Annotated in this window: 10 protein-coding genes; 1 reads left to right on the top strand and 9 read right to left on the bottom strand. The window is 68.8% G+C overall.

What is annotated here, in order from left to right:
• Positions 1-4: 4 nt before the first annotated feature.
• The 9 genes from ACFWYW_RS01490 to glgX form a co-directional block, all read right to left on the bottom strand.
• A complete protein-coding gene (locus tag ACFWYW_RS01490; protein WP_379609054.1) occupies positions 5-778 on the bottom strand; it encodes an SAM-dependent methyltransferase in 774 nt (257 codons plus the stop codon).
• 135 nt (positions 779-913) lie between these two features.
• Positions 914-1,819, bottom strand: coding sequence for a hypothetical protein (locus tag ACFWYW_RS01485; RefSeq protein WP_379609053.1), 906 nt, complete (start codon positions 1,817-1,819; stop codon positions 914-916).
• A 190-nt stretch (positions 1,820-2,009) separates the two neighbouring features.
• Positions 2,010-3,719 (bottom strand): ABC transporter family substrate-binding protein, encoded by a 1,710-nt coding sequence (locus ACFWYW_RS01480; protein ID WP_379609052.1) that lies wholly within the window; start codon positions 3,717-3,719, stop codon positions 2,010-2,012.
• Positions 3,716-5,785: a dipeptide ABC transporter ATP-binding protein gene (locus ACFWYW_RS01475; RefSeq protein ID WP_379609051.1), complete on the bottom strand. Its 2,070-nt coding sequence runs from the start codon at positions 5,783-5,785 to the stop codon at positions 3,716-3,718. The genes ACFWYW_RS01480 and ACFWYW_RS01475 overlap by 4 nt, the downstream gene beginning before the upstream one ends.
• Positions 5,782-6,627 (bottom strand): ABC transporter permease, encoded by an 846-nt coding sequence (locus ACFWYW_RS01470; protein ID WP_379609050.1) that lies wholly within the window; start codon positions 6,625-6,627, stop codon positions 5,782-5,784. The genes ACFWYW_RS01475 and ACFWYW_RS01470 overlap by 4 nt, the downstream gene beginning before the upstream one ends.
• Positions 6,628-6,630: 3 nt before the next feature.
• Positions 6,631-7,608 (bottom strand): ABC transporter permease, encoded by a 978-nt coding sequence (locus ACFWYW_RS01465; RefSeq protein WP_379609048.1) that lies wholly within the window; start codon positions 7,606-7,608, stop codon positions 6,631-6,633.
• A gap of 168 nt (positions 7,609-7,776) precedes the next feature.
• Positions 7,777-9,489, bottom strand: coding sequence for a malto-oligosyltrehalose trehalohydrolase (gene treZ / locus ACFWYW_RS01460; RefSeq protein ID WP_379609047.1), 1,713 nt, complete (start codon positions 9,487-9,489; stop codon positions 7,777-7,779).
• Positions 9,490-9,579: 90 nt separating this feature from the next.
• The gene (gene treY, locus ACFWYW_RS01455) at positions 9,580-11,766 is read right to left on the bottom strand and encodes a malto-oligosyltrehalose synthase (RefSeq protein WP_379609046.1); all 2,187 of its coding nucleotides are present in this window, start codon (positions 11,764-11,766) and stop codon (positions 9,580-9,582) included.
• Positions 11,759-13,852: a glycogen debranching protein GlgX gene (gene glgX / locus ACFWYW_RS01450; RefSeq protein WP_379609045.1), complete on the bottom strand. Its 2,094-nt coding sequence runs from the start codon at positions 13,850-13,852 to the stop codon at positions 11,759-11,761. Before glgX ends, treY begins: the two co-directional genes overlap by 8 nt.
• Before the next feature lie 144 nt (positions 13,853-13,996).
• Here glgX and mscL point away from each other — a divergent pair, with 144 nt between their 5' ends.
• On the top strand, positions 13,997-14,413 hold the full coding sequence (gene mscL / locus ACFWYW_RS01445; protein ID WP_379609044.1) for a large conductance mechanosensitive channel protein MscL: 417 nt from the start codon (positions 13,997-13,999) through the stop codon (positions 14,411-14,413).
• Positions 14,414-14,460 lie beyond the last annotated feature (47 nt).

Below are 14,460 nucleotides of genomic sequence, written 5' to 3'. Positions count from 1 at the left end.
GTGGTCAGGAAGGGCGTTTGGCCACGGCGGCCCAGCCGAGGGGGGCGAAGCGGCTCAGGATGTGGGGCGAGATGAAGTGGTCGGGGGTCAGTACCTCGTAAGGGCCGAAGAAGCGGCGGATGTCCGGCACCGTGCGGGGGTGGACGCCTGAGCTGGCGCGCGAGTACACCTCGCGGACCGAGTCCGTGTCCGTGCTGCGCCTCTCCTGCATGGACATGTGTGTGATCACCATGTGGCTGCCGGGCGGGAGCATGTCGCGGAGCTGGGCGACGTCGTCGTAGGGGTCTTCGAGGAAGTGCAGGACGGCCACCATCAGCAACGCCACCGGCTCCTCGAAGTCGATCAGCGTGGTGGCGGCCACCTTGGCCCGGAGGGTCTCGGGTTCGCGCAGGTCGGCCTCGACCATGGCCACGGTGGGGGTGTTGGCGAGCAGGGCGCGGCCGTGGACGCAGACGATCGGGTCGTTGTCGACGTAGACCGTGCGGGCCGTCTTGTCGACGGAGTGGGCCACCTCGTGGACGTTCCGCTGAGTGGGCAGGCCCGCCCCGATGTCGACGAACTGCCGGATCCCCGCCTCATCGGCCAGATACCGGACGGCGTTGCCGAGGAACTCGCGGTTGAGCTGGACGCCTTCCCGGGACTCGGGGAACGATTTGAGTATCTGCTCAGCGGCCTCACGGTCGGCGGCGAAGTTGTCCTTGCCACCGAGCATGTAGTCGTAGATCCGGGCGACGTTCGGCGTGTGGACGTCTATGCCCGCGGGAGCCCGCTCGCTCATCGTTCTCCTCCCGTGCCGGCCAGCAGCACCGGCAACCACATTGGCGCAGAGACTATCGCACGCCACCCCGTCCGCACCGTCCACCCAGGTACGGCCCCGCCCCGGGGCATGGGCGCGTACCTGATGGGCGGCGTTTCAGGCGGCGGTCAGGTAGGTGACCGGAGAGGCGCCCTGGGTGGAGCAGAGCCAGTCGTTCAGGGTGCCGGTGAAGTCGGACGGCGGGCCCACCTTCAGGCAGGTGATCTGGCCGGAGCCGGGAGCGGGGCCGACCTTCAGGCGGCGGATCGAGCCGGGGCTCTCGCAGGGCGTCAGGCGGACGCCGAACGACTGGCGGTCGGAGAACAGGGCCTGGTCGTGGATGCGCAGGTGGTCGTCGATGGTGCGTTCGCGGGCCTCGGGGTTGGCCGACAGGAAGGCCAGGTGATCGGCCAGGAGGCGCTGGGCCACGGCGCGCAGCAGGTTGACGGCGCACAGGTTGTGGGCGCAGGCGGCGCCGTCGAGGGTGATCTCGGGGAGGGCGAAGCGGCGCAGGCCCCGTGACGTCACGCGCAGGCAGTCGCAGGCCCGGGTGTCGGCGGGATTCCAGGGCGGGCAGGTAGCCGTGTCGTGGACGTCCACGCTCCAGCCCAGCCAGTCGTCGGTGAGACGGAACGAGGACGGTTCGCCGGCGCAGCGGGCGCAGGACGGCAGGGCGTAGCCGGCCAGCGGGTCCACCACCATGCCCGCGCACTCCTCGGCTATGGCTCGCGCGGCGGCCCTGGCGACCTGGAGGCTCGCCGGCAGTGCCTGTGGCGGCGCGGTGCTGGAGACCAGCACGTGCTGGCGGGTACGGCGCAGCAGCCGGCGTTCGTCCTCGGTGAGGTCGACTCCGCCGGGCCGCCACTGGACGGTGCTGTGGGTCAACGTCAGCAGCGGCGTGCCCAGCGCCGCCATCGCGGCTCTTCTGTGGGGTCTGCCCATGCGCCACGGCAGCATGCCCTCGATGTCGAAGCGCAGACGTTCGATGGCCACCACGAACAGGGCCGTCAGGGACACGGGCATGGGGAAGGTGATCTGCACAGGGGGCCTCCGGAAGAACGGTGAGGCCCTCAGAGTGCCGAGGCGCAGGTGCGGGAAGGGGACGCGAACGAGGTTCTGTGGAAAGAGCCGCCGCCATGGCAGCAGGGCTGTGGAAAAGCAAAGGGCCCCGGCCGGACAACCCGGCCAGGGCCCGAAGCGAACCGGTCAGGAGCTACTTCTTCAGCCCGACAGCGGTCCAGTCACGGTCGGAGAACCCGAACGCACCGTAGTTGGCCAGCCCGGACTTGGCGGCCACGATGTTCGGCCGCTGGAACAGCGGAAGCACACCGGCCTGGTCCCAGATCAGCTGGTCCGCCTTGTTACCAAGCTCGACGGCCTTGGCCGGGTCGATCTCGGAGGCAGCGGCGTCCATGGCGGCGTCCAGCTCGGCGGAGCCCACGCGGGTGAAGTTGTTGTTGAACAGCTTCGAGTCCGGCGGGTTGCCGTACAGCTGGAACAGGTTGCCCAGCGGGAACGGCGTGCCCTCCCACACGAACGGCGTGACGTCGAAGTCGCCCTCGTTGATCCGGTCGAAGAACTTGTCCGGAACGGCCGCGTCCAGGGTCACCTTGACCCCGATCTCCTTGAGCATGGCCTGGGTGAGCTCACCCTCCTGCTTCGCCACGGCCAGGTCGGCCGAGTACATGAAGCGGATGTTCAGCTCCTTGCCGTCCTTCTTGCGGACGTCGCCCTCGAGCTTCCAGCCGGCCGCGTCGAGCAGTTGCTTGGCCTTGTCGGGGTTGTAGGTGTTCAGCCCGCCCGAGTTGTCCTGGTAGCCCTTCTGGGTGTTCACGTAGACGTGGTTGTCCTGGGGCTGCATCGGCCAGTCGAGGCCCTGGAGGTCCGACTGGAGGATGGGCGTGCGGTTGATGCCCATGAAGATGGCGTGGCGGACGTTCTTGTCCTTCAGGGCCTCGGAGGCGCCGTTGAAGGTGAAGTGACGCCAGATCGGACCGGCGGCCTTGCGCATGTCGGCGCCGGCGACGTCCTTGGCCTGCTGGTACTTGGCGCCGTCGGCGCCGATGACCACGGCGTCGATCTCGCCGTTGGCGAAGGCCGGGACGTGGCCGGACAGGTCGATGGCGCGGAAGACGACCGAGTCGAGCTTGGACTTGCGGCCCCACCACTTGTCGTCACGGACCGCGGTGACGGTCTTCGCGGTCTGGTCGATCTTGCCGAGCTTGAACGGCCCGGCGGTGACCGGGATCTTGTTCAGGTACGCCTTGTTGAAGCCCTCGGGGGTCCCGTTGACCGACGCCGGGTAGAGCGGGCTGAACAGGTCCTGCCAGGCCGGCCAGACCTTGGAGAACTTGACGACGACGTCCTTGTCGGTGGCGCCCTTCTCCACCGACTCGATGCGGTCGTAACCGTCGGGCGATGAGATCAGGAAGTCCTTGTTCTTGCCGTTCAGGGCCTTCCACTGAGCCTGGAAGTCCTTGTAGCTGATCGGCTCGCCGTCGGACCAGGTGGCCTTCTCGTTGATCTTGTAGGTGACGGTCTGCTTGCCGTCGGCGACCTCGGACTTCCACTCGGAGATGTAGTCCGGGTTGTTGGTGACCTGCCCCTTTTCATCGGCGACGCGGATGAACGGCATCATGGGCGACATGGCGTCACGGACGTCACCCTTGGTGCCCTGGGTCTGGCTGTAGTTCCACTGCGTCTGCCAGGACTGCAGCGCCAGCTTCACCGTGCCGCCGTCCGGGACCTGCTCGTACGGCGTCTCGTTGATGGACACCTCCGGCAGCGCGGCGGCCTGCTGCTGGGCCTGCTGCGACTGCTCGGCACTGGGCTTCTTGGCGTCGCTGCCGCCACCACCGCCACAGGCCGCGACGGCCATGGCGAGGACCGCGATTCCGGCCGCTGCCCGGTAACGAACCTTCACTTTTCCTCCTGATCGTCCGAGGCCGTGATGACCTCGATCTCCTCCGCGTAGTGGCAGGCGGCACCGTGGTCGACGGCGTTCGCGAGCCGAGCAACTGAGGGCTCTTCCTCCACACACCGCCGCCGCTCGGCCTCGCTGAGGCGGGCGAACTTGGGGCAGCGGGTGCGGAACCGGCAACCCGATGGCGGGTCGGCCGGGCTGGGCAGGTCGCCTTCGAGCAGGATGCGCTTGCGTGTGCGCTCCATCTCGGGGTCGGGCAGCGGGATCGCTGACAGCAGCGCCTGCGTGTAGGGGTGGGCCGGGCGGTCGTAGACGTTCTCGACGGTGCCGATCTCGGCGATCCGGCCGAGGTACATGACGGCGACGCGGTCGGCGAGGTGCCGTACCACGGCCAGGTCGTGCGCCACGAACAGGTAGGACAGCCCGAGCGTGTTCTTCAGCTCCTCCAGCAGGTTGATGACACCGGCCTGGATGGAGACGTCGAGGGCGGAGACCGGCTCGTCGAGGACGAGCATCCTGGGCTCCAGGGCGAGCGCGCGGGCGATGCCGATGCGCTGGCGCTGGCCGCCGGAGAAGTGCTGCGGGTAGCGCTCGGCGTAGCTCGGGTCGAGGCCGACCAGCGTGAGCAGTTCCGCCACACGTTGGCCGACGTTCTTGCGGCCGTGGGCGCGCAGCGGCTCGGCGACGATGTCGCCGACCGGCATGCGTGGGTCGAGCGCGGCCATCGGGTCCTGGAAGACGATCTGCAGGTCGCCGCGGAGCGCCTTGCGGTCCTCCTTGCCGAGCTTGGCGCTGTCCTTGCCGAGCACGACGATGCGGCCGCTCTGCGGCGGCTCCAGCTGCATGATCTGCTGGAGCGTGGTCGTCTTGCCGCAGCCCGACTCGCCGACCAGCGCCAGCGTCTCGCCCTCGGCGATGTCGAAGCTGATGCCGTCCACGGCGTGCACGGTGCCGACGCGGCGCTTGAAGACCGCGCCCTTCATCAGCGGGTAGTGCCGGATGAGGTCGTCGAGCTCCAGCACCGTGGGACGCTGCTCGCGCGGGATCCGCACCACGTCGCTCGGCGGGATCACCGGGACGGGGAAGACGTCGGCGCCGGTCAGGCCTTTGTGCTCGATCTCGCGCGAGCGGATGCAGGCCACGTGCCGCCCGCCGCCGATCTCGGTGAGCGGCGGCTCCTCGTCGTCGCAGGCGTCGATCTTCATCGGGCAGCGCGGCGCGAACGGGCAGCCGGGCGGCAGCGCCGCCGGGGAGGGCGGGTTGCCCTCGATGGGGACCAGCGGCCCCTCCTCGCCGTCGATGCGCGGGATCGAAGCGAGAAGCCCCATCGTGTACGGCATGCGCGGCCGGTAGTAAAGCTCGTCCACCGGCCCCTGCTCGACCGGCTTGCCCGCGTACATCACGAGCACCCGGTCGGCCATGCCGGCGATGACGCCCAGGTCGTGGGTGATCATCACGATGCCGGCGCCGGTCTCCCGCTGCGCGGTCTTGAGCACCTCCAGCACCTGGGCCTGGATCGTGACATCCAGGGCGGTGGTGGGCTCGTCGCAGATCAGCAGGTCGGGGTCGTTGGCGATGGCCATGGCGATCATCGCGCGCTGGCGCATGCCGCCGGAGAACTCGTGCGGGAACGACTTGGCCCGCACGCCGGGGTGCGGGATGCCGACCAGGTCGAGCAGTTCGACGGCCTTGCGGGCGGCCTTGTCCTTGCCCACCTTCTGGTGGATGCGGACAGCTTCCGCGATCTGGTCGCCGATCGTGTAGACGGGAGTGAAGGCCGACAGCGGATCCTGGAAGATCATGCTGATCGTCTTGCCGCGTACCTTGATCTGCTCGTCTTCCGACATGCCCAGCAGTTCGCGGCCGTGCAGCTTCACCGAGCCGCTGACCACGGCGTTGCGCGGCAGCAGGCCCATGACGGCCAGGGAGGTCACGGACTTGCCCGAGCCGGACTCGCCGACGATGCCGAGTACTTCTCCGCGCGAGACCGAGTAGTTGACGCCGCGCACGGCCTCGATGCCGCCGGGGAACGTGACGGTGAGGTCCTTCACCTCGAGGATGCTCATGAGGTGCTCCCGGGGTCGAGCGCGTCGCGCAGGCCGTCGCCGATCAGGTTGACGCTGAGCACCAGCGCCACCAGGAGGCCCGCGGGGAAGAGGAAGAGCCACGGATACGAGATGACCGTGCTGGTGCCGGAGCCGTCGGCGATCAGGGTGCCGAGGGAGACGTCGGGCGCCTGGACGCCGAAGCCGAAGAACGACAGCGAGGTCTCACCGATGATGGCGCCGCTGACGTTCAGCGTGGCGTCGATGATCAGGAGCGACGACAGGTTCGGCAGCACGTGCCGCAGGATGATCCGCCAGCCGGGGATGCCCATGTACCGGGCGGCCAGCACGTATTCACGCTCGCGCAGCGACAGCGTCATGCTGCGGACCACCCGGGAGGTGATCATCCATCCGAACAGCGCGAGCAGCAGGACGAACAGCAGCCAGGTGCCGCCCTTGAGCCGCGGCGAGAGGATGGCGATGATCAGGAAACTGGGCAGGACCAGCAGCAGGTCGACGCCCCACATGAGGAGGCGGTCGACCCAGCCGCCGAAGTAGCCGGCGGCGGCGCCGACGAGGGCGGCGAGGCCGGTGGAGATCAGCGCCACGAGGAAGCCGATGACGAGCGACTTCTGCAGGCCGCGCAGCGTGTTGGCGAAGACGTCGCCGCCGGTCTGCGTGGTGCCCCACCAGTGGTCGGGCCCCGGGGGCTGCATGAAGGCCATGAAGTCCTTGTCGGACCAGTCGTAGGGGGCCACGAACGGGCCCACGTAGGCCAGGATCAGCAGGAGGAGCACGCCGATGAGGCCATAGCGCGTCTGCTTGTTCTTGACCAGGCGTCGGAGAACGACCTTGCTACGCATCTGTCAGCTCACCCGGACTCGGGGGTCGAGGGCGGCGACCGCCAGGTCGGACAGGAAACCGGCCACGAGGACGCAGGCGGCCGCGAAGGTGCTGACCGCCGCCACGGAGTTCACGTCGTGCTGGTTGATCGAGTCGACCAGCCAGGCGCCCATGCCGTGCCAGCCGAAGATCTTCTCGGTGAACGTGGCGCCGGTGAGCAGCGTGCCGAAGGCGAAGGCGAAGTAGGTCGCGGCGGGGATCAGCGCGGTGCGCAGCGCGTGCCTGAACAACGCGGTACGGCGCCGCAGCCCCTTGGCCATGGCCGTGCGGACGAAGTCCTGGCCGAGTACGTCGAGCATCATGTTCCGCTGGATCCGGCTGTAGAAGGCGATCTGGCCGAGGCACAGGGAGATCGTCGGCAGGATCAGGTGGACGAGCCGGTTGGCGAACTGGTCCCAGCCGGTCAGGCCGGGCGAGTATTCGCCCACGAACTCGATCAGCTTCGATCCCGCGGCGTTGTTGAGCCCGGTCGCGGCGAGGATCAGCATCGTGGCCATGACGAAGACCGGCACCGCCATGATCACGAATGACGAGACGCCGATCACCCGGTCGCTGAGTTTGTACTGGCGCACCGCGGCGAAGGCGCCGATGAGCACGCCGAGCCCGGAGCCGAGGATCGTTCCGATCAGCAGGAGGCGCAGGCTGACGCCCATCCTGCGGCCCATCTCCTCGTTGACCGAGTCGCCTTCCCACGTCTGGCCGAAGTCGCCCCTGACCACCCCGGACGCCCACGTGCCGTACCGCTCGAGCAGCGGCTTCTTGGGGTTCAGGTTGTACTGGTCGAGCGTCTTGTCGATGGTCGCCTCGGGGACGGGAGGGTTACGTCCCTTGAAGTTGACCTGGGGGTTGAGACTCGACGCGGCGAGGAGGTAAGCCAGGCTGGCCGCGATAGCGACCAAGAGCACATTCGTCGCCAACCTGCGCAGCAGGTACTTGCCCATTACCCTCCGTTCGCGCTGAACGGGGGCCAGAAGGTCCTGGGGTGGAGAGTTCGCCCCCGCAACGAAAAGGCCGTTCCGCGTGGTGAGAAATCACTTGACGCATCAGTCACGGCCGAAGCGCAGAATATCTGGCGAAACGTAACAGTCCGCAACGGGGCAAAGTAACGGTCAGATTACTGAACGGTAGATCACCACTGACTGTCCAGGGACCAGTAAACCCTTCGGACCTGCGGAAACAGGGTCATCCGCAGCCAGAATTACAGTGCCTCCACGGAGTGGCAGTGTCACAGAATCCGGACAAAAATTTACGATTACGCAAAGTGACCCCCGCCACAGAATCAACCAGCGGTCAAGAGGTCCCACCTCCACCCGGACCCGGTCCAGACGGGGATCGGCGAGCTCGGGAAACGCCTTCCGCAGCGCGATGAGATCCCGGTACCAGCTCAGCAGCGTCCAGTGCTCCTCGTCCTTCAACTCGTTCCAGTCGAGCTTGGAACGCAGGAACGCCTCCTCCGACGACGGGTCCGGCGCGTCCCAGTCGTACCCGAAACCCTCGAACTCCCGCGCCCGGCGCGCCGACTCGCCCTCGCGCAGCGAGGGCTCCACGTGGTCGGAGAAGAACAGGAACGGCGAGCGCGCCCCCCACTCCTCCCCCATGAACAGCATCGGCGTGTACGGCGAGGCCAGCAGCAACCCGGCCCCCAGCTTCAGCGCGGTCATCGGCAGCCGGTCGCCGGCGGGGCGGTTGCCGATCTGGTCGTGGTTCTGCAGGCAGCAGACGAAGCGGTGTCCCGGCACCCCGCGCGCCGAGGCGCCGTGGGAGCGGCCGCGGAAGGTGGAGTAGCCTCCGTCGTGCACGAATCCCGAGGTCAGCGCCTTGGCCAGCGACTCCAGGCCGGCGAAGTCGCCGTAGTAGCCGTGGTTCTCGCCGCTGACCGCGCAGTGCAGGGCGTGGTGGACGTCGTCGTTCCACTGCGCCGTCATGCCGAGGCCGCCGGCCTCCAGCGGCGTGACCATGCGCGGGTCGTTGAGGTCGGACTCGGCGATCAGCGACAGTGGGCGGCCGAGCGCGCACGACAGCGCGTCCACCTCCGCCGACAGCTCCGCCAGCAGGTGCGTGGCGCGGCGGTCGTGCAGCGCGTGCACCGCGTCGAGCCGCAGCCCGTCCACGTGGTAGTCGCGCAGCCACTGCAGCGCGTTCTCGATGAAGTAGCGGCGTACCTCGTCCGACTGCGGGCCGTCCAGGTTGACCGCCTCGCCCCAGTAGCTGCCCTGGGTGCCGGTCAGGTACGGGCCGAACGGGTGCAGGAAGTTGCCCGACGGGCCGAGGTGGTTGTAGACCACGTCCAGGACGACGCCCAGGCCCTTGCCGTGGCAGGCGTCCACGAACGACTTGAACCCGTCGGGCCCGCCGTAGGTCTCGTTGACCGCGTAGAGGTCGACGCCGTCGTAGCCCCAGTTGCGCCCGCCGGGCACCGGGACGATCGGCATGACCTCCACGAAGTCGACGCCCAGCTCGACCAGGTGGTCCAGCCGCTCGATCGCCGCGGCGAACGTGCCCTCGGGGGTGAACGCGCCGATGTGCAGCTCGTAGATCACCGATCCGCGCAGGTCGCGGCCGGTCCAGTCGTGGTCGCTCCACGTGTAGTGGGCGTGGTCGTAGACCATGCTGGGGCCGAAGATCCCCTCGGGCTGGCGCCGCGAGCGCGGGTCGGGGTAGGGGCCGTCGCCGTCCAGCACGAAGGAGTACGGCGTGCCGTGCCCCGCCTCCGCCACCTCGGCGCCCCACCAGCCGCCCTTGCCCGCCCGCAACGGCCGCCGCCCCTCCGGCAGCTCGATCTCGACGGTCGTGGCACGAGGCGCCCACACGTCAAATCGCATCTCAGGTCTTCTCCCTGCTCATCATCGCTCACCTTCCTCATTCGCTCCGCGGAGTCCCTCCTCCGTCGGGCCTCCACTCCACTCACTGCGTCAGGTTCGCTCCAGCAGCGCGACGGGGTTGCGGCACAAAAGGTGGGCCAGGGGGATGCGGCCGGTGTAGCGGCTGCCGGTCAGCAGGTCGTGCCAGGATCCCGGCGGCAGCATGAGCGTGGTGGCGGCCCAGCCGCCGCGGCGCGCCAGCCGTACCGGAAGGCGGGTGGCGACCGCGACCGCTGCGTTTGATGGTCGCGCCCGCTTCGGAGCTCGTTGGCTCGTGCCTCGCTCTCTCCCTCCGAGCTCCTGCGCTCCGATGCAGCCGCGCGCGAAGGCGATCGCGTGCTCCTCCGCCTCGCCCGTCGCGAACAGCGGCAGGTACGGCGCGGCGGGCGGCAATCGGCGGCGCAGGCGCAGCGCCTGGCTGGTGAGCAGCAGCTTCGTGGCGTCCCACGCGTTGGCCGGGCGGCGGCCGAAGTCGACGGGCCGCCGGTTGTCCGGGTCGACGAGGGAGAAGTCGGTCATCTCATTGCCCTGGTAGACGTCGGGGACGCCGGGCATCATCAGCTGCACCAGCTTGGCCCCGAGCGAGTTCGCCATCGCGTACGGCTCGATCCGCGCCGCGAACTCCCCCACCGGCAGCTGCGTCGCCTGGACGGCGAACTCGCGCAGCCCCTTCTCATACGCCGCGTCCGGCTTGACCCAGGACGTCCGGGTCTTGGCCTCCCGGGCGGCCTTCAGCAGATAGCCGGCGAAGCGCTCAGGCGTGATCGGCCAGGCGCCGAGCAGGTTCTGCCAGGCCAGGTAGTCGAGGTGCGGGTCGAAGCTCAGGGCCGCCGACCAGTCCGACACCGCCCGCGCCCACTCCTCGGGCATCTCCGACAACACCGACAGCCGGGCCCGCACGTCCTCCGAGCGCTTGGTGTCGTGCGTCGACAGCGTCGTCATCGTGTGCGGCCGCATCCCGGCGCAGAACTCGTGGAACTCCTTGACCTCGATCCCGAAGACGTCCGGCTCCCCGCCCACCTCGTTGAGCGCGGCCAGCGGGTACCACCGGTACAGCGCCGTGTCCTCCACGCCCTTGGCCATGACCGGGCCGGTGCTCTGCTGGAACCTGGTGACCGCCTCGGCGGGGCCGTACAGGATCTTCTGGGCGAGTTCCCGCGTCTTCGGCGTGGCGATCTCCTCGATGAGCTCGACCGACGCGGGTGGCGGCGGCACGCCGGGCGTCACGTAGGCGCGGTAGACCGGCATGGCGGCCAGCAGTTCCGCGACCTCGGCCGGATCGGCGCCGGCCGCCCGCGCCAGCCGCTCGACCTCGGCGGTGAAGAACAACTCGATGACCTCGCGCTTGGAGCGCGCGACCACCGCCCGGTAGTCGGCGCTCTGCCCGGTACGCCGGACGAACTGGCTGATGAGCGGATCCGCCCCGGCTGGGTCGACGAACAGGCGGGTGATCCGGTTCAGGACCTCGTATCCGGTCGTGCCGTCGCAGGCCCAGTCGTCCGGCAGCCGCTCCTCGCCGATGAGGATCTTCTCCACGACCGTCCACACGCCGCCGGAACGCCGGCGCAGCGACTCCAGGTAGCCGCGCGGGTCGGCCAGGCCGTCCGGATGGTCCACCCGCAGCCCTTCGACCAGCCCCTCGTCGAGCAGCCAGAAGATCACCTCGTGGGTGGCGAACAGCACCGCGGGGTCCTCCACCCGCAGCCCGATCAGCGACGACACGTCGAAGAAGCGCCGGTAGCCGGGCCCCTCGGTGTAGGGAACCAGCCGGTAGTGCCCCGGATAGGGATATTCATGCTCGTAGTAGCGCAGCACCTCGCCGTCGACCTTGGGCTCGGCGCCGTCGCCCAGCACCGGCAGCGCGACCTTCCCGCCGGTCCACTCGATGTCGAACCAGTTCGCGTACGGCGAGGCCGGACCGTCCTTCAGGACCGACCGGAACTGCGCGTTCTCGGTGTTCATGTGGTTGGGCACGATGTCCATGACGATGGCCAGATCGTGCGCGGCCAGTTGCTCGGCCAGCTCGCGCAGGCCCGCCGCGCCGCCGAACTCCGCCCGGATGCTGGAGTGGTCGATGACGTCGTAGCCGTGCAGCGAGCCCGGCGTCGCCTGGAGGATCGGCGACAGGTACACGTGGCTGACGCCCAGCTCCCGCAGGTAGGGGGCGATCTCGGCCACCTGCGCGAAGCCGAAGTCCGGCGTGAGCTGGACGCGGTAGGTCGAGGTCGGCTTAGACACGGCGCAGCACCCGCACGCTGCGGCCGGTCACGGCCACGCTCTCCCCGGCGCGGCACGTCGCCACGCCCACGCTGATCGGCATCGCGGTATCGATCTCGGTCTGCCACATGTCGCCGTAATCCTTGGGGACGGTGAATCGGATGGTGTCGTGGTGCGCGTTGAACAGCAGCAGGAACGAGTCGTCCCTGATCGTGCGGCCGCGGCGATCGGGCTCGGTGATGGCCTCGCCGTTCAGGAAGACCGCCAGTGACTTGGCGAAGCCGGCCTCCCAGTCGCCGTTGGTCATCTCCTCGCCCGCCGGGGTCAGCCAGGCGATGTCGGCCAGGCCGCGCACGGGCCGGCCGTAGAAGAAGCGCCTGCGGCGGAAGACCGGGTGCCGTCTGCGCAGCGCGGCCAGCCGCTGGGTGAACTCCAGCAGCAGCCAGTTCTCCCGCACGTCCGACCAGTCGACCCAGGTCAGCTCGTTGTCCTGGCAGTAGCCGTTGTTGTTGCCCTGCTGCGTGCGGCCCAGTTCGTCGCCGTGGGAGATCATCGGCACGCCCTGCGACAGGAAGAGCGTGGTCAGGAAGTTGCGCTTCTGCTGCTCGCGCAGCGCCTCGATCTGGGGCCCCGCCTGGCCCTCCGCGCCGCAGTTCCAGGAGCGGTTGTCGTCGGTGCCGTCGCGGTTGCCCTCCTGGTTGGCCTCGTTGTGCTTGTCGTTGTACGAGACCAGGTCCTGCAACGTGAACCCGTCATGGCAGGTGACGAAGTTGATCGAGGCGGCGGGGCGGCGGCTGTCGTCCTGGTAGAGGTCGCTGGAGCCGGTGAAGCGCGAGCCGAACTCGGGCAGCGTCGCCGGCTGCCCGCGCCACAGGTCGCGGATGGTGTCGCGGTAGCGGCCGTTCCACTCGGTCCAGCGGGAGGGGAAGTTGCCCACCTGGTACCCTCCCGGCCCGAGGTCCCAGGGCTCGGCGATCAGCTTGACCTGCGACAACACCGGGTCCTGCTGCACCAGGTCGAAGAAGGCGCTCAGCCGGTCCACCTCGTGCAGTTCCCTGGCCAGCGTCGAGGCCAGGTCGAAGCGGAAGCCGTCCACGTGCATCTCGATCACCCAGTAGCGCAGCGAGTCCATGATCATCTGTAGGACGTGCGGGCTGCGCATGAACAGGCTGTTGCCCGTGCCGGTCGTGTCGAGGTAGTGGCGCGGGTCGCCGTCGGCCAGCCGGTAGTAGTGGGTGTTGTCGATGCCCTTGAAGCTCAGCGTGGGGCCCAGGTGGTTGCCCTCGGCCGTGTGGTTGTAGACCACGTCGAGGATGACCTCGATGTCCGCCTCGTGCAGCGCCCTGACCATCGCCTTGAACTCCAGCACCTGCCCGCCGCGCTGGCCCTGGCTGGAGTAGCGGTTGTGCGGCGCGAAGAACCCGATCGAGTTGTAGCCCCAGTAGTTGCTCAGGCCGCGCTGGCTCAGGAAGTCGTCGGTGACGAACTGGTGCACCGGCATCAGCTCCAGGGCGGTCACCCCGAGCTTCGTCAGGTGGTCGAGGGTCTCCGGGTGGCCCAGGGCGGCGTAGGTCCCGCGGATCCGCTCGGGGATCTTCGGGTTGGTGATCGTCAGTCCCCGGACGTGCGCCTCGTAGATGACCGTGTCATGGTACGGCGTCGCCGGCGGCCGGTCGTGACCCCAGCCGAAGAACGGGTTGACCACCACCGACCTGGGCACGAACGGGGCGGAGTCCGCCTCGTTCATCGTCTCCGGTCGGCCGAACATGTAGCCGTAGACCGCCTCGTCCCAGGTCACCTCGCCCTCGATCGCCTTGGCGTACGGGTCCAGGAGGAGCTTGGCGGGGTTGCAGCGCAGGCCCCTGGCCGGGTCGTGGGGGCCGTGGACGCGGTAGCCGTACCGGTGGCCGGGGCCGATGCCGGGCAGGTACCCGTGCCAGACGAACCCGTCGCACTCGCTCAGCCGTACCGCGCTCTCCTTGCCGTCCTCGTCGAACAGGCACAGCTCGACCCGCTCGGCCACCTCGCTGAAGAGCGCGAAGTTGGTGCCCGCCCCGTCGTAGGTCGCACCCAGCGGGTAAGGGTCTCCCGGCCAACGCTCGATCATCGACGGCTCCCTCGCGATCCATCCCATGTTCCGTTCCCCTGCCGCCGGCGACAAGGGCGGGAGCACCGACCTACCCGCAAACCTCCACCACCACGCCCCCGGCTCCAGGTTTCGAGGGCGTTCTGTCGGCAATGTGCCGCTCCCATGGGCGGATTCAAGAAATTCCTGCTGCGCGGCAACATCGTCGAGCTGGCGGTCGCGGTCATCGTGGGCGCCACCTTCAGCGGGCTCGTGCAGGCCTTGGTCGCCGACCTGATCACACCGTTGATCGGGGCGATGACCGGCGGCCGCGAGCCGGACTTCGCCAGTTACTCCTTCACCGTCAACGGCAGCGTGTTCAAGTACGGCGACTTCCTCAACCACCTCCTCGCCTTTCTGATCATCGCGGCCATCGTGTACTGGCTGGTCGTCATGCCGATGTCCCGGCTGGTCAGCCTCTTCGAGCGGGACCAGGCGGCGACGACCAAGCAGTGTCCCGACTGCCTGAGCGAGGTCCCGGCCGAGGCCCGGCGGTGCGCGTACTGCACGGTCGAGCTGGTCCCCCAGTCCGAGCAGCCGTGACGCCACGCGGAGAAGCCACGGCCAGCAAGCGGATCTTGCGCCCTATG

The sequence above is a fragment of the Nonomuraea sp. NPDC059023 genome, from assembly GCF_042740095.1.
Lineage (GTDB): Bacteria > Actinomycetota > Actinomycetes > Streptosporangiales > Streptosporangiaceae > Nonomuraea.
This window is presented reverse-complemented; position numbering and strand designations above follow the sequence as displayed.

Coding starts and splice junctions, on each gene's coding strand:
- ACFWYW_RS01490 (WP_379609054.1), bottom strand. CDS start 778: ATGAGCGAGCGGGCTCCCGCGGGCATAGACGTCCACACGCCGAACGTC.
- ACFWYW_RS01485 (WP_379609053.1), bottom strand. CDS start 1,819: ATGCCCGTGTCCCTGACGGCCCTGTTCGTGGTGGCCATCGAACGTCTG.
- ACFWYW_RS01475 (WP_379609051.1), bottom strand. CDS start 5,785: ATGAGCATCCTCGAGGTGAAGGACCTCACCGTCACGTTCCCCGGCGGC.
- ACFWYW_RS01470 (WP_379609050.1), bottom strand. CDS start 6,627: ATGCGTAGCAAGGTCGTTCTCCGACGCCTGGTCAAGAACAAGCAGACG.
- treZ (WP_379609047.1), bottom strand. CDS start 9,489: ATGCGATTTGACGTGTGGGCGCCTCGTGCCACGACCGTCGAGATCGAG.
- ACFWYW_RS01465 (WP_379609048.1), bottom strand. CDS start 7,608: ATGGGCAAGTACCTGCTGCGCAGGTTGGCGACGAATGTGCTCTTGGTC.
- glgX (WP_379609045.1), bottom strand. CDS start 13,852: ATGATCGAGCGTTGGCCGGGAGACCCTTACCCGCTGGGTGCGACCTAC.
- mscL (WP_379609044.1), top strand. CDS start 13,997: ATGGGCGGATTCAAGAAATTCCTGCTGCGCGGCAACATCGTCGAGCTG.